The organism is Kitasatospora fiedleri (assembly GCF_948472415.1).
Taxonomy (GTDB): Bacteria; Actinomycetota; Actinomycetes; order Streptomycetales; family Streptomycetaceae; genus Kitasatospora; species Kitasatospora fiedleri.
Genome location: NZ_OX419519.1, coordinates 4,228,516 through 4,249,682, shown reverse-complemented (window position 1 = coordinate 4,249,682; position 21,167 = coordinate 4,228,516). Strand labels below are relative to the sequence as shown.

The following is a 21,167-nucleotide window of genomic DNA, read 5'->3' as shown; positions in this document are numbered from 1 at the left end:
CCGGGGCGCTGCCGCGTTCTACCCGGTATGAAGAAGCGCAGCCTGCTCGCCTTTGCCTCGCTCGCCGTCGGCGTGGTCGCCTCCCTCACCGCCCCCGGCGCGCACGCGGCGCCGGAGCACGGGGCCGGGCTCGGCCCGCTCAAGGACGCCGTCTCCGCCCCGGACCTGCCGCTGGACGGGGACACCGTGCGGCCGGACGCCGAGCAGCCCGGGGCGTGACCCGGGCGGCCACCGGTCCGCGGGGGAACGCGCCGGTGGCGTGACGTCCACACCTTTTCGCAACCTGACGCCCACCATTCCGACACCACTGGTGGGTCAGACTGTCCTTCGGTCGGGAAGTCATACCGCGTGGAGACCTTCCACGGGTGTGACCGACAAGCACGGAGGACCAGGACATGCCGCAGGCGACCCAGCGCACCGAGCCCGGCACCGGGCTGATCCCCGTTCCCCGGACGGCGCCGGACGGCGCGCCCGGCGTCGCGCGCCCGGCGGCCGCCCCGCCGCGGGAGGGCTGGGGCACCGCGCTGCTGCGCGGGATCGCGGTGGCGCGTTCGCTGCGCTCGCTGCGGCCGGTCGCCGCGCGCCCGCAGCGCGGGTACGGCGAGGTCGACGGCCAGTAGCCGCGGGCGGCACCGGTAGCGGCCGGATGTCGGACCGGATGTCGGACCGGATGTCGGAAATGCCGGTGCTGTCCCACGTGTCGTGAAAGCGCCCGGTTGCCCGGTGCGTCCATAGGATGGGCAGCACTGGCACGTCGACCGGAAGGGCCGGGCGCCTCCCATGGACCAGGACCAGAGCTCCCCGCGCCGCGCCAGCCGGTCCGAGCTGCGGTGCGTACGGGCGCTGCTGCGGGCGTCGAGCGCGGCGGAGCTGCTGGCGGCGCTGCTGGCCGAGGGCCCGGCCTGGATCACCGGCGAGGGCTCGGCGCTGTACCTGCTGGACGGCGGCGGGGCGCTGCGGCTGACCGCCTCGCACGGACTGCCCGCGTGGGCGCACCGCAAGTACGCCGTGGTGGACCCGGCGGGCGAGCTGCCGGTGGCGCTGGCGCTGCGGCGGCGGGAGCCGGTGCTGCTGAGCCCGCAGCGGACCAGCGCGGACTACCCGAACGCGGCGGCGGGCCTGGGCACCGGCCTGGTCGCGCTGGCGGTGCTGCCGCTGGTGGTGGACGGGGACCCGGTGGGTTCGCTGGCGCTCGCGCTGGCCCACCGCGGGGCCGTCCCGCGCCGGGACGTGGAGCTGCTGGAGACCTTCGCCGACGTGGTCGCGCACCGGCTCGCGCACCTGCTGGACCACGTGCGCGCGGCCGACCCGGCGGCGGCCGGGCCCCGGCCGGAGATCCCTCCCGCCGACGGGCAGTTGGTGTCGCTGGCGGTGCGTTCGGCGGGGGCCGGGGCGTTCGAGCGGGACCTGGTGACCGGCGAGACGGTGTGGGACGCCCAGGCGTACCGGGTGGTGGGCCTGCCTCCGCCGGGGGCGACCGGGCGGGCGCCGGACCTGGCGGACGTGGTGCACCCGGAGGACCTGCCGGACGTGCAGACCGCCCTGGCGGAGGCGCTGGCGGTCGGCGGCCCGTACCGGGTCTCGTACCGGGTGGTGCGGCCGGACGGCACCACCCGGCAGGTGGACGAGGTCGGCGAGGTGATGCTGGACGTGCACCGCCGGCCGGTGCGGACGGCGGGGCTGGTGACCGGGCGGGCGTGGCGGCCGGACCCGGCGGGCGGTCCCGCGGCGGCCGCGGCGGCGGGGGCCCGGTCGACCCTGCTGCTGGCGCTGACCCGGGCGCTGTCCCGGGCGGTGACGGTGCGGGAGGTGACCACGGCGCTGACCGACGTGGCCCGGCCGGCGCTGGGCGCGGCGGGGGTGGTGCTGGACCTGGTGGACGAGGGTCGGCTGACGCCGGTGTCCCCGGCGGTGTTCGGCGGCCCGCACCGGGCCGAACTGAACCGGCTGCACGACCTGGCGGGCGGGGTGATGGAGCACGTGCTGGCCCGGGCCGCGCCGCTGTTCAGCGAGCCGGACCGGGAGCCCCGGGGCCCGGAGGAGCCGGCCGCCTGGACGGTGCTGCCGCTGGTGGCCTCGGGGCGGCAGGTCGGCTCCTGCCTGATCACCTTCGCCACCGAGCGGGCGTTCAGCCGCGAGGACCGCACCATGTACTCGGCGTTCGCGGGCATCCTGGCGCAGTCGCTGGAGCGGGCCCGGCTGTACGACGTGCACCACGAGCGGGCCAGCGAGCTGCAGCGGGCGATGCTGCCGCGCTCGCTGCCGGCGCTGCCGGGGATCGCCTCGGCGGCGCGCTACCTGCCGTCCACCGAGGGGATGCAGATCGGCGGCGACTGGTACGACCTGCTGCGGCTGCCGGGCGGCCTGGTCGGGCTGGTGATCGGCGACGTGCAGGGCCACCACGCGGAGGCCACCGCGGTGATGGGGCAGCTGTGGGCGTACGCGACGGAGGGCAACGACCCGGCGGCGGCGCTGGAGCGGACCGGCCGGCTGCTGGCCGAGATGGAGACCGAGCTGTTCGCCACCTGCCTGTACGTGGTGCTGGACCCGGCGAGCGGCCTGCTGCGGGCGGCCCGGGCCGGGCACCCGCCGCCGGTGCGGATCGGGGCGGCCGGGGCAGCCGAGCTGGAGCTGCCGGGCGGCCCGCCGCTGGGGGTGCTGCCGGAGGTGCGCTACCCGCTGGTGGAGGCCCGGTTGGAGCCGGGCGAGACGCTGCTGGCCTACACGGACGGGCTGGTGGAGGTCCGGGACGAGGACTACGACGAGTCGGTGCAGCGGATGCTGGGCGGGCTGGAGCTGTGGACGGCGGAGGCCGGCGGGGCCCGGCGGCTGGGGCGGCCGGGGGCGCTGGAGCGGCTGGCCGACCTGCTGACGCTGAACGTGACCGAGCGCGCGGTGCGGCAGGACGACGTGGCGCTGCTGCTGCTGCACCGGATCGCTAGCTGAGATCCGCCCGAACCCGCCCGGCTTGTCCGAAATTGACGGAATCTGAACGGCGGAAGTTGGAACCGTTCATACGCAAGTAGTAACACCACCATAAACTCCGCGTGTGACGACCACTCAATGGTGCCTGGCAGCAGCTTCCTTGCTCGCCCTCCTCGCCCTCGCGGCGGCTGCCCGCTCCCGCGCCGTCACCCGAGCCCTGCGCTCCCGGCTGTCCCGCACCGAGAACGAACTCGCGTCCGTCCAGCAGCAGTTGGCCGCCGAGCTGGCCGACCGCCGGGCCGGGGCCGAGGCCGCCCTGCAGGAGCAGGAGATGAACGCGGCGACCCGCCGGGCCTTCCTCAACGTGGCCCGCCGAATCCTGGTGATGGCGCACGACCAGCAGGCCGGGCTGGACGAGATGGAGCGCACCCACGACGACCCGGTGCTGCTCGACGGCCTGCTGCGGGCCGACCACGCCGCCGCCCAGCAGGCCCGCCTCGCCCAGACCCTGGCCGTGCTCTGCGGCTCGCGGGCCGGCCGGACCTGGCCCGAGCCCGTCCCGCTGGAGGACGTGGTGCGCGGCGCCCAGGGCCGAATCCTGCCGTTCCAGCGGGTGGTGGTGCACAGCCGGGTGGACACCGCGGTGCTCGGCGCCGCCGCCGAGGCGCTGATCCACGCGGTGGCCGAACTGCTGGACAACGCCACCCGCTACTCGCCGCCCAGCTCGCAGGTGTACGTGACGCTGATGCCGGTGCACAACGGCGCGGTGATCGAGATCGACGACTGCGGCGTCGGCATGACCGACGTGACGGTGGCCAAGGCCGCCGCCGCGCTGGCCGGCGGCGGCTCGCTGGAGGTCTCCCGGATCGGCGAGGTCCCGCAGCTGGGCCTGGCCGCGGTCGGCCGGCTCGCCCAGCAGTACGGCTTCCGGGTCACCGTGCACTCCACCCCGTCCCCGTACGGCGGCGTGCGGGTGGTGGTGCTGCTGCCGAACGCGCTGCTCACCGACCCGCTGCCGCACGGCCTGCCGGGCGCCGCGGCCCGCCCGGCGGTGGCGGCGCCCGAACCGCGCCGCGCCGGGCCCGAGCCGCGCCACCGCGCACCCGAACCGCGCTCCCGCGCCACCGACCCGCTGCCCGTCCGCCCGGTCACCCCCCGGACCGCGGCGGCCCAGCCCCCCGGCGCGGCCCAGCCCCCCGAGGGGCCGCCGCGCGGCGGCGCCCTGCCGCGCCGCACCAACCGGCGGGGCAGCGCCCCGCAGCACCAGTTCCCCGCGGAGCCGGCGGTCTCGCCGCGCTCCGCCCGCGAGGCCCAGGCCTTCATGTCGCTGTTCCAGAGCGGTACCGCTGACGGCCGCACCGCCGCCCAGCAGGACCGGTGGTCCGACCCGGACCGCCCCGACGTATTCCCCGCTTCCCCCCAGGGAGACTCCCATGACGACCAACACTGATCTCGGCTGGCTGCTGGCCGACATCGTCTCCGTACCGGAGGTCCGGCACGCCCTCGTGGTGTCCAACGACGGACTGGAGATCGGCCGCAGCCCGCGGATCGACCGGGACGACGCCGAGCGGCTGGCCGCCGCCTGCTCCGGGCTCCAGTCGCTGTCCCGGGGGGTGGCGACCGGCTTCGGCGACGGCAGCACCCGGCAGATCGTCATCGAGTACGGCGGCGGCTACCTGTTCGTGGTCGCCGCCGGGGCCGGGACGCACCTCGCGGTGGTGGCCGGGGAGTCGGTGGACGCGGGCCTGGTGGCCTACCAGATGCAGATGCTGGTCGGGCGGATCGGCGAGCACCTGACCGCCGCGCCCCGGCAGGAGAGCGCCGCCGGGGACCTGCGGTGAGCCGCGGACCGGTACGCCCGTACGTCATCACCGGCGGACGCAGCCGGACCGGCCGGAGCGTGCTGGAGTTCGAGAGCCTGGTGCGGACCGTGCCGGGGGTCGCGGTCGACCCGATGGTGGTGAACCGGGAGCAGTTGAAGATCCTGGAGATCTGCCGCCAGCTGCTGTCGGTCGCCGAGGTGGCGGCCCACCTCGGCCTGCCGATCAGCGTGCTGAAGGTGCTGGTGGGCGACCTGTGGGAGCTGGGCGCGGTCCAGGTGCTGCCGCCCGTACGACCGGCCGAGCGGGCACCGCTGGCCCTGATCGAGGAGGTGCTGGTTGGTCTCCGTCAGCTCCGTTGAGCCGACCTACCTGCCGCCCAGCGTGCAGGGCGCGGTGAAGATCCTGGTCACCGGGCCGTTCGGGGTCGGCAAGACCACCCTGGTCGGCGCGCTGAGCGAGATCGACCCGCTGCGCACCGAGGAGACGATGACCGCGGCCGGCGAGGACGTGGACGACCTGACCGGCCGTCCGCACAAGTCGACCACCACGGTGGCGCTGGACTTCGGCCGGATCACGCTCAGCGGCCGGCTCGCGCTGTACCTGTTCGGCACGCCTGGGCAGCAGCGGTTCTGGCCGCTGTGGGAGGACCTGTCGCGCGGGGCGCTGGGCGCGATCGCGCTGGTCGACTCGCGCCGGATCGAGGAGTCCTTCGACGTGCTCGGGCTGCTGGAGGAGCAGCGCATCCCGTTCGCGGTCGCGGTCAACCTCTTCCCCGACACCCCGCCCTACCCGGAGGAGGAGCTGCGGGCCGCGCTCGACCTGCTGCCCGGGGTGCCGATCCTCACCTGCGACGTCCGTGACCAGGGCGCCGCTCACCGCCTGCTGATCGATTTCGTCGACCACCTGCGGGTGGGCGCCCTGGAGCTGTCATGACCGTTCCCGAACACCTGGCGGCCACCACCGGCTGCCCCCACACCGGCCGCCCGGCCGGTGCCGCGCTGTACGGCTCGGCGGTCGCCGCCGACCCGCACGGCCTGTACGCCCGGCTGCGCGCCGAGCACGGCCCGGTCGCCCCGATCGAGCTGGAGCCCGGGGTGGAGGCGTGGCTGGTCATCGGGTACCAGGAGATGCTCGAACTGACCCGCAACGAGCAGCAGTTCTCCAAGGACTCGCGGGGCTGGCGGGTGCCCCGGGAGGGCCGGCTGCGCCCGGACTCGCACCTGGTGCCGATGACCATGTGGCGGCCCACCCTGCAGAGCATGGACGGCGCCGAGCACCAGCGGCTGAGCAGCGCGGTCGCCGACACCCTGGCCCGGATCGACCACAAGCGGCTGCGGGAGACCACCGAGGCCGCCGCGATGGCGCTGATCGAGAGCTGGGGGCCGGACGGCACCGCCGACCTGGTCGGCCAGTTCACCCGACGGCTGCCGCTGCTGGTCTTCACCCAGCTGCTGGACCTGCCCGAGGAGGACGGCCCGCACCTGCTCGAACTGATCACCGGGGTGGTGGACAGCAACGCCGACTCGCAGCGGGCCTCCGCCGCGCTGGCCGCGCTGCTGGCCTCGCTGGTGCGGCAGCGGCGCGAGCGGCCCGGCGAGGACCTGACCTCCTGGCTGCTGACCCACCCGGTCGGGCTGACCGACGAGGAGGTGGTGCACCACCTGGTGGTGATCCTGATCGCGGGCAACGAGCCGACCATCAACTGGATCGGCAACACGGTGCGGCTGCTGCTCACCGACCGCCGCTTCCGCACCAGCCTGACCGGCGGCCGGGCGACCGTCGCGGACGCCCTGGAGGAGGTGCTCTGGCGCGACCCGCCGGTGCAGAACTTCCCCGGCCGGTGGGCCACCTCGGACACCGTGCTGGGCGGCCAGTACATCAGCGCGGGCGACCTGCTGGTGCTCGGCCTGGCCGGGGCCAACGACGACCCGTCGGCGCACGGCCCGGACGGCCTCAGCGGCAACCGGGCCCACCTGGCCTGGGGCGCGGGCCGGCACGTCTGCCCGGCCAAGGACCCGGCCCGGCTGATCGTCGAGACCGCGATCGAGACACTGCTGCACTGCCTGCCGGACCTCCAGCTCGCCGTCCCCGCGCACGAGTTGACCTGGCGCCCGTCGCCCTGGTCGCGCGCCCTGACCAGCCTGCCGGTGCTGTACAGCGCCTTCACCCCGCCCCGCCCCGCACCGCCCGAGAGGACCGCATGGACGCCGCAGCCGCAGACCGGGTCTGCCCCTACAGACTCGACCCCGTCGGAGCAGACCAGCACGCCGAGAACGAGCGGCTCCGCGCTCGCGGACCTGCGACGCAGGTTGAGCTCCCTGGTGGGGTGGTGGTCTGGGCGGTGACCCGGCACGACGCCCTCCAGCGGGTGCTGGCCGACCCCCGGGTCGGCAAGGGCGTCGGGCACTGGTCGCTGTACCGGGAGGGCGGGCTGCCCGAGGGCTGGCCGCTGCTGACCTTCGTCACCGTGCCCGGGATGACCACCTCCGACGGCGCCGACCACCGGCGGCTGCGCGCCCTGTCCGCGCAGGCGCTCACCCCGCGCCGGATCGCCGAGCTGGCCCCCGCCGTCCGGCAGCGGGTCGCCGAGCTGCTGGACGCGCTGCCCGCCGCGCAGGACCCGGCGGCCGGGGTCGACCTGCGCGCCCGGTTCGCCTACCCGCTGCCGATGCACGTCATCGGCCGGCTGCTGGGCCTGGACCCGGACCAGCAGGACCGGCTGCACGAGCTGTCCGACATCGTGGTCAGCTCCTCCGGCGCGCCCGGCGCCAGCGCGGCCGCCGCCCGGGACATCGGCGTGCTGCTGGCCGGCGTGGTCGCCGCGAAGCGGGCCGAGCCCGCCGACGACCTGACCACCGCGCTGATCGCCGCCCGCGAGGACCAGGACCGGCTCAGCGAGCCCGAGCTGATCGGCATCCTGCTCCAGCTGGTGGTGGCCGGCCACGAGACCACCCTCAACCTGATCTGCAACGCGGTGCACGCCCTGCTCACCCACCCCGAGCAGCTGCGGCCGGTGCTGGACGGCACCGTGCCGTGGTCGGCGGTGGTCGAGGAGACGCTGCGCTGGAACTCCCCGGTCGGCCAGTTCCCGATGCGCTACGCGCTGGAGGACATCGACCTGGGCGAGGGCGTGGTGATCCGCAAGGGCGACGGGATGCTCGCCTCGTACGCGGCGGCCGGGCGCGACCCGGAGCAGTGGGCGGACGCGGACCGCTTCGACCCGACCCGCTCCCCGCTGCGGCACCTCTCGCTCGGGCACGGGCCGCACTTCTGCATCGGCTCGGCGCTGGCCCGGCTGGAGGCGGAGACCGCGCTGCGCGAGCTGTTCGCGCGCTTCCCCGGGCTGCGGCTCGCCGAGGGCGCGGACCCGCGGCCGATCCCGTCCTTCGTCAGCAACGGCATCAGCAGCCTGCGGGTCCGGCTCGGCTGACGCGCCGTGGCGGGCTCCCCCGCCCGGCCGGTCCACGTGACCGGGCGGGGGTCGCCCTCGTTGCACCTGCCATGAAGAAGCTCACCGCACTCGCCGTCCTGTCCGTGGCCGGACTGGCGCTCACCCAGGCCCCCGCCCAGGCCGCCCCGATCGCCTCGGCCGGCGGCCTCGGCCAGACCCAGGGCCTGGACGCCGGCTACCACGGCGTCCTGCCCTCCACCGCCGAGCTGTGCCACCGCGACCTGGCCCAGTACCCGGTGGTCGGCCCGCTCACCGACTCCACCACCGGCGCCTGCGAGACGCTCGGCGCGGCCGTCGACGGGCAGTAGCCACGCCCCGGACATCCGGAACCGTTATGGTGCGAATGTCCGTTTCTTCCGTGGTTCCTGGCGTGAGGTGATCCCGTGGGCAGCGTGGCCGACCAGATGGTGGAAGTGCTCCGGCAGGCCGGGGTCGAACGCGTCTACGGAGTGGTCGGCGACAGCCTCAACCCGGTCGTCGACGCGATCCGCCGCGCCGAGGGCATCTCCTGGGTGCACGTCAGGAACGAGGAGGCCGGGGCGTTCGCGGCCGCCGCCGAGGCCGAGCTGACCGGGCGGCTCGCGGTCTGCGCGGGCAGCTGCGGCCCCGGCAACACCCACCTGATCCAGGGCCTGTACGACGCCCAGCGCAGCGGCGTGCCTGTGCTGGCCCTGGCCTCGCACATCCCGTCCGGGCAGATCGGCACCGGCTTCTTCCAGGAGACCCACCCCGAGCGGGTGTTCACCGACTGCAGCACCTGGTGCGAAATGCTCTCCAACCCGGCCCAGCTGCCCCGGCTGCTGCGGATCGGCATCCAGCACGCGCTCGGCGCCCCGGGCGTCTCGGTGCTGGTCTTCCCCGGCGACGTCGCCGCACTCACCGCCCCCTCCCCCACCGGGAGCAGCGCCTTCCTCACCGAGCAGGCCGTCGCCGCCCCGCCCTGGTCCCAGGTCCAGGCGCTCGCCGAGGCGCTCAACTCCGCCCGCACCGTGACCGTCTTCGCCGGCGCGGGCGTCCGCGGCGCGCACGAGGAGCTGATGCACCTCGCCGAGGTGCTCCAGGCCCCGGTCGGGCACTCGCTGCGCGGCAAGGAGTGGGTGCAGTACGACAACCCGTACGACGTCGGGATGAGCGGCCTGCTCGGCTACGGCGCCTGCCACGAGGCGCTGCACGAGGCCGAGTTGGTCCTGCTGCTGGGCACCGACTTCCCCTACGACTCCTTCCTCCCGCAGGCCCGCACCGTCCAGGTCGACCACGACGCGACCCGGCTCGGCCGCCGCACCCCGCTGGAACTCGCCGTGCACGGCGACGTGGCCGCCACGCTGCGGGCCGTGCTGCCGCTGCTGGAGCGCAAGACCGACCGCCGCTTCCTGGACGGGATGCTGGACCGGCACTGCAAGGCCCTGGAGACGGTGGTCGGCGCCTACACCAAGGGCATCGAGAAGCACCGGCCGATCCACCCCGAGTACGTCGCCTCGGTCCTCGACGACGTCGCCGACCAGGACACGGTGTTCACCGTCGACACCGGGATGTGCAACGTCTGGGCCGCCCGCTACCTCACCCCCAACGGGCGCCGCCGGGTGATCGGCTCCTTCCTGCACGGCTCGATGGCGAACGCGCTGCCGCACGCGATCGGCGCCCAACTCGCCTTCCCCGGACGGCAGGTGGTCTCGATGTCGGGCGACGGCGGGATCGGCATGCTGCTCGGCGAACTGCTCACCGTGGCGAAGTACCGGCTGCCGGTGAAGACCGTGGTGTTCAACAACGGGGCGCTCGGCATGATCAAGCTGGAGATGCTGGTCTCCGGCTACCCGGAGGCCGAGATCGACAACGGCGACGTGGACTACGCCGCGATCGCCCGCGCCTGCGGCATCCCCGCCAAGCGGGTCACCGACCCCGCGAAGGTCCGCGAGGTGCTCGTCGACGCCCTGGAACGCCCCGGCCCCGCGCTCGTCGACGTGGTCACCGACCCCAACGCCCTCTCCATCCCCCCGCACATCACCGCCGCCCAGCTCAAGGGCTTCGCCCTCGCCGCCGGCCGCACCGTCCTGACCGGCGGCGTCGGCAAGATGATCGACCTGGCCCGCTCCAACCTCCGTAACATCCCGCGCCCCTGAGCGGCCTTCAGGGGGCCGAGGGAGAGGTGGGATGAGAGGGGAACAGGCCCTGCGGGCGGCAGGACAGGGAAGAGGAGAGCCGCCGGCAGCCTTCGGGGGCGGGGCCGGGGTTGTCCGGGGAGGGACGGTCGGCCCCTGGTGAGGGGTGGGCGGGGGTGGGGAGGATGAGGGGCGGTCGCGGGGGGTTTGCCTAGGAGGCAAGTTTGTTGCCTGCGGGGCACGGAGGGTGTCCACTGGGGGCATGACGGACAGCCCACTCGGTGAGGACCAGGAGGTCGCGGGCCTCGGTGCGCGACTGCGGGAGCAGCGGGTCTCCAGCCGCTTGACGCTGGAGGCCGCGGCGGCCCGGGTCGGCCTCTCGCCAGCTTACTTGTCGCGCCTGGAGACCGGGCGGCGGCAGCCCTCGCTGCCGGTGCTGCTGGGTCTGGCCCGGGCGTACGGGACGAGCGTGGCCGGGCTGCTCGGGGAGCAGCCCGGCGAGCCGGACCCGGTGATCCGGGGCGGCGGGATCGAGCCCGGGCGGGCCGGCGGCTGGGGGTACCGGCGGGCCGGTGCGCCGGGCCGGGCGATGCAGGCGCTGCGGGTGCACGTGCCGCCGAGCACGCAGGACGCGGTAGTGCGGGTGCACCCGGGCGAGGAGTGGCTGTACGTCACCGAGGGCCGGATGCGGCTGACCCTGGGCGACCGGGTCCACCTGCTGGAGCCGAGCGACTCGGCGCACTTCGACTCGATGACCCCGCACGTGATCGCCGCGGACACCGCCGACGGCCTCGACCTGATCTTCGTCCACACGCTGTTGCAGAGCCCGGCCGGCGAGCTGTGCCTGGGCGACGCCCCCCGCATCTAGGCCCCGTCTTCACACCCCGTCCGCCACCACCGTCAGGAGACCGCCATGGCCGACACCGCGAAGCACCCCGCCCACGCCCCCGTCCCGAAGTACGCCGAGACCATCGACGCGGGCTACCGCGCCTCGAACCGGGTCTGGATCCGGGTGTGGATCTACATCGTGTCGGGCCACGTCTTCGTGGGCTTCCTGTTCCTGCTGTTCTACGTCGGCAGTCACAAGGGCTGACGGAGCAGCGCGCAGAGCGCGTCGAGGGCGGGTTCGAAGGCGTGCTCGGGCGGGGTGCCGTAGCCGATCACCAGGCCGGGGGCCCGGCCCGGGGCGGGGGTCGCGCCGGGGGCCAGGCTCCAGCCCAGGGTGTTCAGGGCGAGGCCGGACTTCCTGGCGCGGCGCAGGAGTTCGTCCTCGCCGGGGCCGTCCGCGGGCAGTTCCAGGACGGCGTGCAGGCCGGCGTTGAGGCCGGTGACCCGGACCTGCGGGGCGCGGGCGGCGAGCACCTCGACCAGCCGGTCGCGGCGGCGGCGCAGCAGGTGCCGGCTGCGCCGGACGTGCCGGTCGTAGCCGCCGGAGTCGATCAGTTCGGCCAGGGTGAGCTGTTCCAGGGCGCCGCTCTGCCCGTCGGTCAGCCGCTTGTGCCGGGCCACCGGTTCGACCAGGGCGGCGGGCAGGGCCAGCCAGGCCAGCCGCAGGCCCGGGGCGAGCGACTTGGCGGCGGTGCCCGCGTACACCACCCGTTCGGGGTCGAGGGCCTGCATGGCGCCGATCGCGTGCCGGTCGTAGCGGAACTCGCCGTCGTAGTCGTCCTCCAGCAGGTAGCCGCCGGTCTGCCGGGCCCAGTCGACGGCGGCGGCCCGCCGGGAGGCCCGCAGCGGGACGCCGGTGGGGAACTGGTGGGCGGGGGTGAGCACGGCCAGCCCGGCGCCGGTGCGGTCGAGGCCGGTGGTCAGGGCGCCGCCCTCGTCCAGCGGCAGCGGGCGCAGGGCCAGGCCGCGGGCGGTGATCGCGGCGTGCTGCGGCGGCAGGCCGTACTCCTCGACGGCGACCTCGGTCAGGCCGTGCTCGCGCAGGGCGGCGCAGAGCAGGCCCAGGCCCTGGAGGTAGCCGGTGCAGACCAGCAGCCGCTCCGGGTCGGTGCGCACGCCGCGGGCCCGGGCCAGGTAGCCGGCCAGGGCGCGGCGCAGTTCGATCCGGCCGCGCGGGTCGCCGTAGCCGAACGCCTCGTGCGGGGCGGTGGCCAGGGCCCGGCGGGCCGCGGCGAGCCAGGCGCCGCGCGGGAAGCGGCTCAGGTCGGGCGAGCCGGGGCGCAGGTTGTGCAGGGGCGCGGGCCGGACGGGCAGGCCGGGCGGCGGCGCGGCCGGGGTCGGCTGCGGGCCGCGTCCGGCGACCACGGTGCCCGAGCCCTGGCGGGAGGCCAGCCAGCCCTCGGCGGCGAGCTGGGTGTACGCCTCGGCGACGGTGTTGCGGGCGATGCCGAGGTCGGCGGCGAGCGCCCGGGAGGACGGCAGCCGGGTGCCGGCGGCCAGCCGGCCGTCGCGGACGGCGGTGCGCAGCGCGTCCTCCAGGGCGGCGCGCAGGCCCAGGCCGCGGGCCCGTCCGGCGTCCAGGTCGAGGTGCAGGTCGCCGCCGAAAGTGGCCCAGGAATCCATCCCTCCAATGAACCACGCCGCCGGTCCACCGCGCGCCTACGGTGGGCGGCATGACCGACGAATCCACCGTTCCCGCCCCTGCTCCCCGCATCCTGCTGCACCGCAGCGCCCCCGAGTTCCACCGCGCCCTGCTGGAGGCCTCCCGGGCCGCCACCGCCGGCCTGGCCGACCCGGTGGTCACCGAACTGGTCAACCTGCGCGCCTCGCAGATCAACGGCTGCGCGTTCTGCCTCGGCGTGCACGCGCGGGACGCCCGCGCGAACGGCGAGCGCCCGCACCGGCTGGACACCCTGGCCGCGTGGCGGGAGACCCCGTACTTCACCGCCCGCGAGCGCGCCGCGCTGGCCCTCACCGAGTCGGTCACCCTGCTCGCCCGGACGCACGTCCCGGACGGGGTGTTCGACGAGGCCGCCGCGCACTTCTCGGAGACCGAACTGGCCCACCTGATCGGTCTGATCAGCGCGATCAACGCGCTCAACCGGGTCGGCGTGACCAGTCGGCTGACCCCCCGCCCGTAGCGGGGCCGGCGGCGCGTCCCGGCCGGCCGGGGCCCCGGCCGGAGGTAGCGTCGCGTTCCATGGACGTGGTGATCGCAGGTGGGCACGGAAAGATCGCGTTGCGGCTCTCGAAGCTGCTCTCGGCCCGGGGCGACACGGTCGCCGGGCTGATCCGGAACCCGGCGCAGGCCGGGGACCTGGAGGAGGCGGGGGCCCGGCCGGTGGTGTGCGACCTGGAGCGGGCCTCGGTGGAGGAGCTGGCCGGGCACCTGGCGGGGGCGGACGCGGTGGTGTTCGCGGCCGGGGCCGGGCCGGACAGCGGGGCGGCCCGCAAGGAGACCGTGGACCGGGCCGGGGCGGTGCTGCTGGCGGACGCGGCGCACCGGGCCGGGGTGCGGCGGTACCTGCTGGTCTCCTCGATGGGGCTGGACCGGATCGGGGACCCGGAGGTCACGCCGGAGTTCGACGCGTACCTGAAGGCGAAGTGGGCGGCCGAGGAGGCCGTGAAGGAGCGTCCGCTGGACTGGACGGTGCTGCGCCCGGGCGGCCTGACCGACGGGCCCACCGAGCGGCACGCGCACCTGGCGCCGCCGCCGAACCGGCCCGGCCGGGTGTCCCGGGACGAGGTCGCGCACACCCTGGTGCGGCTGCTGGACGACGAGACCACGGTGCACCAGACCCTGGAGCTCACGACCTGACCGCGGTTGCCCGGCGCCGGGCCGGGCGGGATCGTGGAGGGGGTGAGGTGAGTGCGATGGCCGAGATCGCCCTGCAGGTCGACGTCGCGGCGTCCCGGGAGCGCCTGCTGGCGGCGCTGGACACCCGCGAGGGGCTGGCGTCCTGGTGGACCACCGAGGTGGAGCGGGACGGCGAGGACCTGCTGTTCCCGGTGCCGGACACCCCGGGGCCGTTCCGGCTGCGCCGGGAGCGGGCCGACCTGGAGCGGGTGGCCTGGCGCAGCGTCGGGGTGTTCCCGCCGGCCTGGCAGGGCACCACGGTGACCTGGGACTTCTTCGACCACCCGGACGGTCCGCGGCAGTCGGTGCTGCTGCTGCGCCACCTGGGCTGGGCCGCGGACACCGGCCCGGCGGTGGCGGTGGCGGCGGGCCGGTGGGCGGAGCTGCTCGTCCGGCTGAAGGACTACGCGCAGAGCGGCCGCCCGCAGCCGCTGTTCGTCCCGGCCGGCCACCCGCACCCGGGGGTGCACGCGCAGGCGGAGTGAGGGCGCGGCGGGTGCGACGCGCCGGATCGGGCGATGACCGGCATGGAGCGGGCCGGACGGGTGAGACTGACTGCATGTTGGGACTTCCGGACCGCATCACGGCCTTCCTGTTCGACCTGGACGGGGTGCTCACCCAGACCGCGAAGGTGCACGCCGCGGCCTGGAAGGACATGTTCGACACCTTCCTGCGGGCCGAAGCGGCGCGCACCGGCGGCGAGTTCAAGCCGTTCGACCCCGGCGACTACGACCGGTACGTGGACGGGCGGCCCCGGCAGGACGGCACCCGGCAGTTCCTGGCCTCGCGCGGGATCGAGCTGCCCGAGGGCACCCCGCAGGACCCGCCGGGCACCCGGACGGTCAACGGGCTCTCCAGCGCGAAGAACGAGACGGTGCTGCGGCTGATCCGCGAGCAGGGCGTGCAGCCCTACGAGGGCTCGGTGGCGTACCTGCACCGGCTGCGCGAACTCGGGCTGCCGCGCGCGGTGGTGTCCTCCAGCGCGAACTGCCGGGACGTGCTGCGGGCCGCCGGGATCGACGACCTGTTCGAGGTGGTGGTGGACGGGGTCGTGCTGGCCCGCGACCACCTGGCGGGCAAGCCCGCGCCGGACACCTTCCTGGCGGCGGCGCGGCAGTTGGGCGTCGCCCCGGAGCACGCGGTGGTGTTCGAGGACGCGCTGGCGGGCGTCGCGGCCGGGAAGGCCGGCGGCTTCGGCGCGGTGGTGGGCGTGAACCGCACCGGCCAGGCCGACGCGCTGCGCGAGCACGGCGCGAGCATCGTGGTCGACGACCTGTCGGAGCTGATCGAGGAGCACCGGTGAGCCCGTCCGAACTGTTCACCGTCGACCCGTGGGGCATCAGCGAGCACGGCCTGGACCTGCCCGGGCAGGCCCGCGCCGAGTCGGTGTTCGCGCTGTCCAACGGCCACATCGGGCTGCGCGGCAACCTGGACGAGGGCGAGCCGCACGGGCTGCCCGGCACCTACCTGAACGGCGTGTTCGAGCTGCGCCCGCTGCCGTACGCGGAGAGCGGCTACGGGTTCCCGGAGTCCGGGCAGAGCGTCATCAACGTCACCAACGGCAAGCTGATCCGGCTGCTGGTCGACGACGAGCCGTTCGACCTGCGCTACGGCGAACTGCGCAGCCACCGGCGGACCCTGGACTTCCGGGACGGCGTGCTGCGCCGGGAGGCGGAGTGGACCTCGCCGGCCGGGCGGACGGTCCGGGTCACCTCGTCCCGGCTGGTGTCGCTGACCCAGCGGGCGGTCTGCGCGGTCGACTACACGGTGGAGGCCGTGGACGGGCCGGTGCGGATCGTGCTCCAGTCCGAGCTGGTCGCCAACGAGCAGCTGCCGGGCGGCGCGGGCGACGGCGACCCGCGGGCGGCGGCGGTGCTGGAGGCGCCGCTGGCCGCCGAGTTGCAGCACGCGGACGGCACCAAGGGCGTGCTGGTGCACCGCACCCGGTTCTCCGGGCTGCGGGTGGCCGCCGCGATGGACCACGTGGTCGACGGGCCGGAGCGGATCGACACCACCGCCGAGTCCTCCGACGACCAGGCCCGGATCACCGCCACCACGGTGCTGAACGCCGGTCAGAAGCTGCGCCTGGTCAAGTACCTGGCGTACGGCTGGTCGGCGACCCGCTCGCTGCCCGCCGTCCGAGACCAGGTGGAGGCGGCGCTGACCGCCGCCCGGTACACCGGCTGGGACGGGCTGGTGAGCGAGCAGAAGGAGTACCTGGGCCGGTTCTGGAGCGACAACGACATCGAGATCGAGGGCGACGTCGAGCTCCAGCAGGCCGTCCGGTTCGCGCTGTTCCACGTGTTGCAGGCGGGCGCCCGCAGCGAGGAGCGGGCCATCCCGGCCAAGGGCCTGACTGGGCCCGGGTACGACGGCCACTCGTTCTGGGACACCGAGACCTTCGTGCTGCCGGTGCTCACCTACTGCCTGCCGGACGCGGTCAAGCAGGCGCTGCGCTGGCGGCACACCACGCTGCCGATGGCCCGCGAGCGGGCGGCCCAGCTCGGGCTGGCCGGGGCGGTGTTCCCGTGGCGGACGATCCGCGGGGAGGAGTGCTCCGGGTACTGGCCGGCCGGCACCGCCGCGTTCCACATCGGCGCGGACATCGCCGCCGCCGTGGTCCGCTACGTCCGGGCCACCGGGGACACCGAGTTCGAGCGCACCCACGGCCTGGAGCTGCTGGTGGAGACCGCCCGGATGTGGCGCTCGCTCGGCCACCACGACGCCAAGGGCAACTTCCGGATCGAGGGCGTCACCGGCCCCGACGAGTACTCTGCGGTCGCCGACAACAACGTGTTCACCAACGTGATGGCGCAGTCGAACCTGTGGAACGCGGCGGCCACCGCGCTGAAGTACCGGCACGAGTCCTCGCTGCTCGGGGTGGACACCGAGGAGGCGGCGGCCTGGCGCGACGCCGCCGACAAGATGTTCATCCCGTACGACGAGCAGATCGGCGTGCACCCGCAGGCCGACGGGTTCACCGACCACCAGACGTGGGACTTCGAGGCCACCCCGCCGGAGAAGTACCCGCTGCTGCTGCACTACCCGTACTTCGACCTGTACCGCAAGCAGGTGGTCAAGCAGGCCGACCTGGTGCTGGCCATGCAGGTCCGCGGCGACGTGTTCACCGCCGAGCAGAAGGCCCGCAACTTCGCCTACTACGAGCGCCTGACCGTCCGCGACTCCTCGCTCTCCGCCTGCACCCAGGCCGTCATCGCCGCCGAGGTCGGCCAGCTCGACCTGGCCTACGACTACACCGCCGAAGCCGCCCTGATGGACCTGCACGACCTCGGCGGCAACACCCGCGACGGCCTGCACATGGCCTCGCTGGCCGGCGCCTGCATCGCGCTGGTCGCCGGGTTCGGCGGGCTGCGCGACCACACCGAGCAGCTCTCCTTCCGCCCCCGGCTGCCCGCCGGGCTCCAGCGGCTGTGCTTCTCGATGAGCGTGCGCGAACACCTGCTGCGGGTCGACATCACCCACGCCACCACCACGTACACGCTGCGGCGCGGCAGCGTGCTGCCCGTGCTGCACGACGACGAGCAGCTGCGGGTCGAGGCCGGGAAGCCGGTCAGCCGGCCCACCGCGAAGATCGGCGACCCCGGTGAGCGCCCCGTCCAGCCGCCCGGCCGGGCCCCCGCCCGGCGGCACGGCCAGGCCGGGGTCAAGGTGGGGGCGGTCGACCACCTGCCCGCCGAGTAGCCGCTGCGCTCGGCGCACTCCGCCCGCCCGGTGCCCTCCCCCGGGAGGGTGACCGTGCGTGTACCGATCGGACGGCACGTCAACACTCCCTGCACCCCCCGTGAACCGGCGGGTGCGGGGAGACCCCCGGCGCCCGCGGTTCCGCCGTCCCGAACGGAGGCCCCGTTGCGCCCCCTCGCGCTCACCGCCGCCCTGCTCACCGCGCTCACCGCCACCGCCGCCACCGCCGCCGAACCCGCCCCGGCCGCCACTGCCGCCCCGCGCTGGGTGCACAGCTGCGCCGCCCCCGCCCGGGCCGACACCGCCTCCTGCGACGCGCTGCGCGTGATCAGGCCCGGCACCACCGCCACCGCGGGCGACGACGGGTACGGGCCCGCCGAGCTGCGCGCCGCGTACGGGCTGCCCGCGGACGGCGGCGAGGGCGCCACCATCGCCGCCGTCGACGCGTACGACCACCCGCGCGCCGAGGCCGACCTCGGCACCTACCGCGAGCGCTACGGGCTGCCCGCCTGCACCTCCGGCAGCGGCTGCTTCCGCAAGACCGACCAGCGCGGCGGCACCCGGCTCCCCCGCGGCGACACCGCCTGGGCCGGGGAGACCGCGCTCGACCTCGCCATGGTCTCCGCGGTCGCGCCGCGCGCCCGGATCGTCCTGGTCGAGGCCGACAGCGCCGCCGTCTCCGACCTCGGCACCGCCGTCAACACCGCGGTCGTGCTCGGCGCGCGGTACGTGTCGATCAGCTGGGGCACCACCGAGAACGCCAACGCGGCGGCCTACGACAGCCGGTACTTCGACCACCCCGGGGTGGTGATCGCCGCCGCCTCCGGCGACGGCGGCTACGGCGTCAACTTCCCCGCCTCCTCCCCGCACGTGGTCGCGGTCGGCGGCACCACCCTGCGGCCCGACGGCACCGCGCCGCGCGGCTGGAGCGAGAGCGCCTGGTCCACCGGCCCCGACGAGGGCGCCGCGAGCGGCTGCTCCGGCCGCCTCCCCAAGCCCGACTGGCAGACCGACCCCGGCTGCGACCGCCGCACCGTCGCCGACGTGTCCGCCGTCGCCGACCCCGCGACCGGCGTGGCCGTCTACCAGAGCTACGGCGGCAACGGCTGGTACACCTACGGCGGCACCTCCGCCGCCGCCCCGATCATCGCCGCGACCTACGCCCTGGCCGGCCGGCCCTCGGCCGGCAGCCGCCCGGCGTCCTTCCCGTACCGGCACCCGGACGCCCTGCACGACGTCACCTCCGGCGCGACGGCCGACTCCTGCGACCCGGCGTACCTGTGCACGGCGGGGCCGGGGTACGACGGACCGACCGGGCTGGGCAGCCCGGACGGGGTGGCGGCGTTCCGGGAGGGGTGAGGGGTCGGGGGGACGATCAGGGGCGCGGGGAACCGCGCGCAGCGGAAGTCGCACGTCAGCGAGGTCGCGGGACAGTGCAAGTCACTGTCCCGCGTCGCGATCCGGCGGTGCGTGCTCGGCTTGCCGCGCGGTTCCCCGGGCCCCTGGATGTGCCTGCCCCGGTCGCGCCGGAGACTGCGGGTCAGGCGAGCTGGGCGGCCTGGAGGCCCGCGTAGGGGCCGCCGGTGCGCAGGAGTTCGGCGTGTGAGCCGATCTCGGCGATCCGGCCGTCGTGCATGACGACGATCCGGTCGGCGCCGCGGATGGTGGACAGGCGGTGGGCGACGACGAAGACCGTGCGGCCGCGCACCAGCCGGGCCAGGGCCTGCTGGACCAGGGACTCGGAGCGGGAGTCGAGCGCCGAGGTGGCCTCGTCGAGGATCAGGATGCGCGGGTCGCGGATCAGCGCGCGGGCGATGGCCAGGCGCTGCTTCTGGCCGCCGGACAGGCGGGCGCCGCGTTCGCCGACCACGGTGTCGAGGCCGTCGGGGAGGCGGTCGATGAACTCCATGGCGTTGGCGTCGCGCAGGGCCGCCAGGACGGTCTCCTCGGGGACGTCCTTCATGCCGTAGGTGACGTTCTCCCGGATGCTGCCCTCGAACAGGATGGACTCCTGCGGGACGACGGACAGGAAGGTCCGGTAGGAGCGCAGGTCGAGCTCCTCCATGTCGCGGCCGTCGAGCAGGATGCGGCCCTCGGTGGGGCGCAGGAAGCCGATCACCAGGTTGAGGACGGTGGACTTGCCCGCGCCGGACGCGCCGACCAGGGCGATGGTCTCGCCGGGGCGGACCGACAGGTCGAAGCCGGTGACGGACGGGGCGTCCGCGCCGGGGTAGCTGTGGCCGACGTTCTGGAAGTCGATCCGGCCGGTGACGGCGGCGACGTCCGCCTTGCCGGAGTTCTCCTCCAGGTCGGGGGCCTGGAGCACCTCGCCGACCGAGCGGACCGAGGCCAGGCCCTTGCCGAGCTGCGGGGTGAGGGTGAGCAGGGTGGTGACGGAGCCGGTGAGCGAGGAGAAGTAGGCGCTGAGCATGACGACGGCGCCGGGGGTGACGTTCAGCCAGCCGTAGTAGGCGACCAGCGCGGAGCCGGCCAGGCAGCCGACGCCGATCGCGTTGAGCAGGATCCAGGAGATCGCGCCGAAGCGGCCGTTGAGCAGGTCGAGGCGCAGGCCCTCGTCCAGGACCCGGCCCAGGGTGCGGTCGACCCGGCGCAGCGCGGTGCGCTCCAGGCCGTGCGCCCGGGTGATCGGGATGAGGGTGGTCATCTCGCCGATGCGGGAGGAGAGTTGCTCGACCTCGCGGCGGAAGGACTCGTTCTGGCTGCGCAGCCGTTCGCGCAGCCGGACCACCAGCAGGGCGCTGGCCGGGACGACGACCAGGAAGACCGGCAGGAAGGCCGGGGTCTGGACGGCGATGACGACCAGGCCGCCGAGCAGGGTGGCGATCGCGGCCAGGCCGTTGTCGGCGGTCTGCTGGGAGGCGGTCTCGATGCCCTCGACGTCGCGGATCACCTTGGCCTGTAGGACGCCGGCGCTGACCCGGGAGTGGTAGCCGATGGACAGCTGCTGCATCCGGTGGCACAGGGCGGAGCGCAGCCGGGTGCCCATCCGGCGGATCGAGCCGTGCATCCACTGCACGTACAGCATGTGCAGCGGCAGGTTGAGCAGCAGGATGACCAGCAGGACGGCGGAGTTCCACCAGAGCACCGAGACGTCGCGGTGCTTGACCACCACGTCGACGATGTTCGCGGTGATCAGCGGCAGCAGCCAGACGGGGGCGTGCTTGGCGAAGAAGACGCCGACCGCGCCGAGGACGCGGGCGCGGTCGGGACGGAAGAGGAACAGCAGGGTGCGGACGGGGTGCTCGCCGCGGTAGCGGTGGCTGAGCGAGCCGTCGGGCAGGGCCATGGGGGAACTCCAGGACAGGGGGCGAACGGGCGGTGCCGTCCCATCCTTCCAGCGGGCGGGGCCCCTCGGACTGTCCGCAACCGGACAGTGATACTCCATCGACGGACGACTTTTCGAA

21 protein-coding genes are annotated in these 21,167 nt (G+C 75.0%); 19 read left to right on the top strand and 2 right to left on the bottom strand.

Annotated features, from left to right (window positions below; translation table 11 throughout):
• Window positions 1-27 precede the first annotated feature (27 nt).
• The 13 genes from QMQ26_RS19710 (at window position 28) to QMQ26_RS19650 (ending at window position 11,388) form a co-directional block, all read left to right on the top strand.
• A complete protein-coding gene (locus tag QMQ26_RS19710; RefSeq protein ID WP_100836891.1) occupies window positions 28-219 on the top strand; it encodes a hypothetical protein in 192 nt (63 codons plus the stop codon).
• A gap of 176 nt (window positions 220-395) precedes the next feature.
• Entirely contained in the window at window positions 396-620 is a 225-nt protein-coding gene (locus QMQ26_RS19705; RefSeq protein WP_282202178.1) for a hypothetical protein, read from the top strand.
• 160 nt (window positions 621-780) lie between these two features.
• Window positions 781-2,946: a SpoIIE family protein phosphatase gene (locus QMQ26_RS19700; RefSeq protein ID WP_282202177.1), complete on the top strand. Its 2,166-nt coding sequence runs from the start codon at window positions 781-783 to the stop codon at window positions 2,944-2,946.
• A gap of 103 nt (window positions 2,947-3,049) precedes the next feature.
• Window positions 3,050-4,375 (top strand): sensor histidine kinase, encoded by a 1,326-nt coding sequence (locus QMQ26_RS19695; RefSeq protein ID WP_282202176.1) that lies wholly within the window; start codon window positions 3,050-3,052, stop codon window positions 4,373-4,375.
• Complete coding sequence (locus QMQ26_RS19690) at window positions 4,359-4,766, top strand: roadblock/LC7 domain-containing protein (protein WP_100836895.1); 408 nt, start codon at window positions 4,359-4,361, stop codon at window positions 4,764-4,766. Before QMQ26_RS19695 ends, QMQ26_RS19690 begins: the two co-directional genes overlap by 17 nt.
• Window positions 4,763-5,107, top strand: coding sequence for a DUF742 domain-containing protein (locus tag QMQ26_RS19685; RefSeq protein WP_282202175.1), 345 nt, complete (start codon window positions 4,763-4,765; stop codon window positions 5,105-5,107). Before QMQ26_RS19690 ends, QMQ26_RS19685 begins: the two co-directional genes overlap by 4 nt.
• Window positions 5,085-5,681: a GTP-binding protein gene (locus QMQ26_RS19680; RefSeq protein WP_100836897.1), complete on the top strand. Its 597-nt coding sequence runs from the start codon at window positions 5,085-5,087 to the stop codon at window positions 5,679-5,681. Before QMQ26_RS19685 ends, QMQ26_RS19680 begins: the two co-directional genes overlap by 23 nt.
• Window positions 5,678-7,093, top strand: coding sequence for a cytochrome P450 (locus QMQ26_RS19675; RefSeq protein ID WP_282202174.1), 1,416 nt, complete (start codon window positions 5,678-5,680; stop codon window positions 7,091-7,093). Before QMQ26_RS19680 ends, QMQ26_RS19675 begins: the two co-directional genes overlap by 4 nt.
• Window positions 7,078-8,178, top strand: a complete 1,101-nt coding sequence (locus QMQ26_RS19670) for a cytochrome P450 family protein (RefSeq protein WP_282202173.1) — start codon at window positions 7,078-7,080, stop codon at window positions 8,176-8,178. The genes QMQ26_RS19675 and QMQ26_RS19670 overlap by 16 nt, the downstream gene beginning before the upstream one ends.
• 71 nt (window positions 8,179-8,249) lie before the next feature.
• On the top strand, window positions 8,250-8,507 hold the full coding sequence (locus QMQ26_RS19665; RefSeq protein ID WP_282202172.1) for a hypothetical protein: 258 nt from the start codon (window positions 8,250-8,252) through the stop codon (window positions 8,505-8,507).
• 96 nt (window positions 8,508-8,603) lie between these two features.
• The gene (locus QMQ26_RS19660) at window positions 8,604-10,316 is read left to right on the top strand and encodes a pyruvate dehydrogenase (protein WP_100838553.1); all 1,713 of its coding nucleotides are present in this window, start codon (window positions 8,604-8,606) and stop codon (window positions 10,314-10,316) included.
• Window positions 10,317-10,557: 241 nt separating this feature from the next.
• Complete coding sequence (locus QMQ26_RS19655) at window positions 10,558-11,163, top strand: helix-turn-helix domain-containing protein (protein ID WP_282202170.1); 606 nt, start codon at window positions 10,558-10,560, stop codon at window positions 11,161-11,163.
• Between the two features lie 45 nt (window positions 11,164-11,208).
• Entirely contained in the window at window positions 11,209-11,388 is a 180-nt protein-coding gene (locus QMQ26_RS19650) for a DUF6126 family protein (RefSeq protein ID WP_318551985.1), read from the top strand.
• On the opposite strand, the gene pdxR is transcribed toward QMQ26_RS19650, so the two are convergent.
• On the bottom strand, window positions 11,376-12,806 hold the full coding sequence (gene pdxR / locus QMQ26_RS19645) for a MocR-like pyridoxine biosynthesis transcription factor PdxR (protein ID WP_282202169.1): 1,431 nt from the start codon (window positions 12,804-12,806) through the stop codon (window positions 11,376-11,378). The two genes, QMQ26_RS19650 and pdxR, sit on opposite strands and share 13 nt — an antisense overlap.
• A 50-nt stretch (window positions 12,807-12,856) precedes the next feature.
• Here pdxR and QMQ26_RS19640 point away from each other — a divergent pair, with 50 nt between their 5' ends.
• The 6 genes from QMQ26_RS19640 (at window position 12,857) to QMQ26_RS19615 (ending at window position 19,101) form a co-directional block, all read left to right on the top strand.
• Window positions 12,857-13,324, top strand: coding sequence for a carboxymuconolactone decarboxylase family protein (locus tag QMQ26_RS19640; RefSeq protein WP_282202168.1), 468 nt, complete (start codon window positions 12,857-12,859; stop codon window positions 13,322-13,324).
• A 59-nt stretch (window positions 13,325-13,383) separates the two neighbouring features.
• Window positions 13,384-14,001, top strand: a complete 618-nt coding sequence (locus tag QMQ26_RS19635; protein ID WP_100836903.1) for an SDR family oxidoreductase — start codon at window positions 13,384-13,386, stop codon at window positions 13,999-14,001.
• Between the two features lie 56 nt (window positions 14,002-14,057).
• A complete protein-coding gene (locus QMQ26_RS19630; RefSeq protein ID WP_100836904.1) occupies window positions 14,058-14,525 on the top strand; it encodes an SRPBCC family protein in 468 nt (155 codons plus the stop codon).
• Window positions 14,526-14,599: 74 nt separating this feature from the next.
• Window positions 14,600-15,343 (top strand): HAD family hydrolase, encoded by a 744-nt coding sequence (locus tag QMQ26_RS19625; protein ID WP_100836905.1) that lies wholly within the window; start codon window positions 14,600-14,602, stop codon window positions 15,341-15,343.
• Window positions 15,340-17,742: a glycoside hydrolase family 65 protein gene (locus QMQ26_RS19620; protein ID WP_100836906.1), complete on the top strand. Its 2,403-nt coding sequence runs from the start codon at window positions 15,340-15,342 to the stop codon at window positions 17,740-17,742. The genes QMQ26_RS19625 and QMQ26_RS19620 overlap by 4 nt, the downstream gene beginning before the upstream one ends.
• A 165-nt stretch (window positions 17,743-17,907) precedes the next feature.
• Complete coding sequence (locus tag QMQ26_RS19615) at window positions 17,908-19,101, top strand: S53 family peptidase (protein ID WP_282202167.1); 1,194 nt, start codon at window positions 17,908-17,910, stop codon at window positions 19,099-19,101.
• A 181-nt stretch (window positions 19,102-19,282) separates the two neighbouring features.
• Here the strand turns inward: QMQ26_RS19615 and QMQ26_RS19610 are convergent, their stop codons facing one another.
• The gene (locus QMQ26_RS19610; protein ID WP_282202166.1) at window positions 19,283-21,049 is read right to left on the bottom strand and encodes an ABC transporter ATP-binding protein; all 1,767 of its coding nucleotides are present in this window, start codon (window positions 21,047-21,049) and stop codon (window positions 19,283-19,285) included.
• Window positions 21,050-21,167: the final 118 nt, after the last annotated feature.

Coding starts and splice junctions, on each gene's coding strand:
- QMQ26_RS19710 (WP_100836891.1), top strand. CDS start 28: ATGAAGAAGCGCAGCCTGCTCGCCTTTGCCTCGCTCGCCGTCGGCGTG.
- QMQ26_RS19665 (WP_282202172.1), top strand. CDS start 8,250: ATGAAGAAGCTCACCGCACTCGCCGTCCTGTCCGTGGCCGGACTGGCG.
- QMQ26_RS19705 (WP_282202178.1), top strand. CDS start 396: ATGCCGCAGGCGACCCAGCGCACCGAGCCCGGCACCGGGCTGATCCCC.
- QMQ26_RS19675 (WP_282202174.1), top strand. CDS start 5,678: ATGACCGTTCCCGAACACCTGGCGGCCACCACCGGCTGCCCCCACACC.
- QMQ26_RS19640 (WP_282202168.1), top strand. CDS start 12,857: ATGACCGACGAATCCACCGTTCCCGCCCCTGCTCCCCGCATCCTGCTG.
- QMQ26_RS19650 (WP_318551985.1), top strand. CDS start 11,209: ATGGCCGACACCGCGAAGCACCCCGCCCACGCCCCCGTCCCGAAGTAC.
- QMQ26_RS19635 (WP_100836903.1), top strand. CDS start 13,384: ATGGACGTGGTGATCGCAGGTGGGCACGGAAAGATCGCGTTGCGGCTC.
- QMQ26_RS19610 (WP_282202166.1), bottom strand. CDS start 21,049: ATGGCCCTGCCCGACGGCTCGCTCAGCCACCGCTACCGCGGCGAGCAC.
- QMQ26_RS19660 (WP_100838553.1), top strand. CDS start 8,604: ATGGTGGAAGTGCTCCGGCAGGCCGGGGTCGAACGCGTCTACGGAGTG.
- QMQ26_RS19630 (WP_100836904.1), top strand. CDS start 14,058: ATGGCCGAGATCGCCCTGCAGGTCGACGTCGCGGCGTCCCGGGAGCGC.
- QMQ26_RS19655 (WP_282202170.1), top strand. CDS start 10,558: ATGACGGACAGCCCACTCGGTGAGGACCAGGAGGTCGCGGGCCTCGGT.
- QMQ26_RS19625 (WP_100836905.1), top strand. CDS start 14,600: ATGTTGGGACTTCCGGACCGCATCACGGCCTTCCTGTTCGACCTGGAC.
- QMQ26_RS19690 (WP_100836895.1), top strand. CDS start 4,359: ATGACGACCAACACTGATCTCGGCTGGCTGCTGGCCGACATCGTCTCC.
- QMQ26_RS19700 (WP_282202177.1), top strand. CDS start 781: ATGGACCAGGACCAGAGCTCCCCGCGCCGCGCCAGCCGGTCCGAGCTG.
- pdxR (WP_282202169.1), bottom strand. CDS start 12,806: ATGGATTCCTGGGCCACTTTCGGCGGCGACCTGCACCTCGACCTGGAC.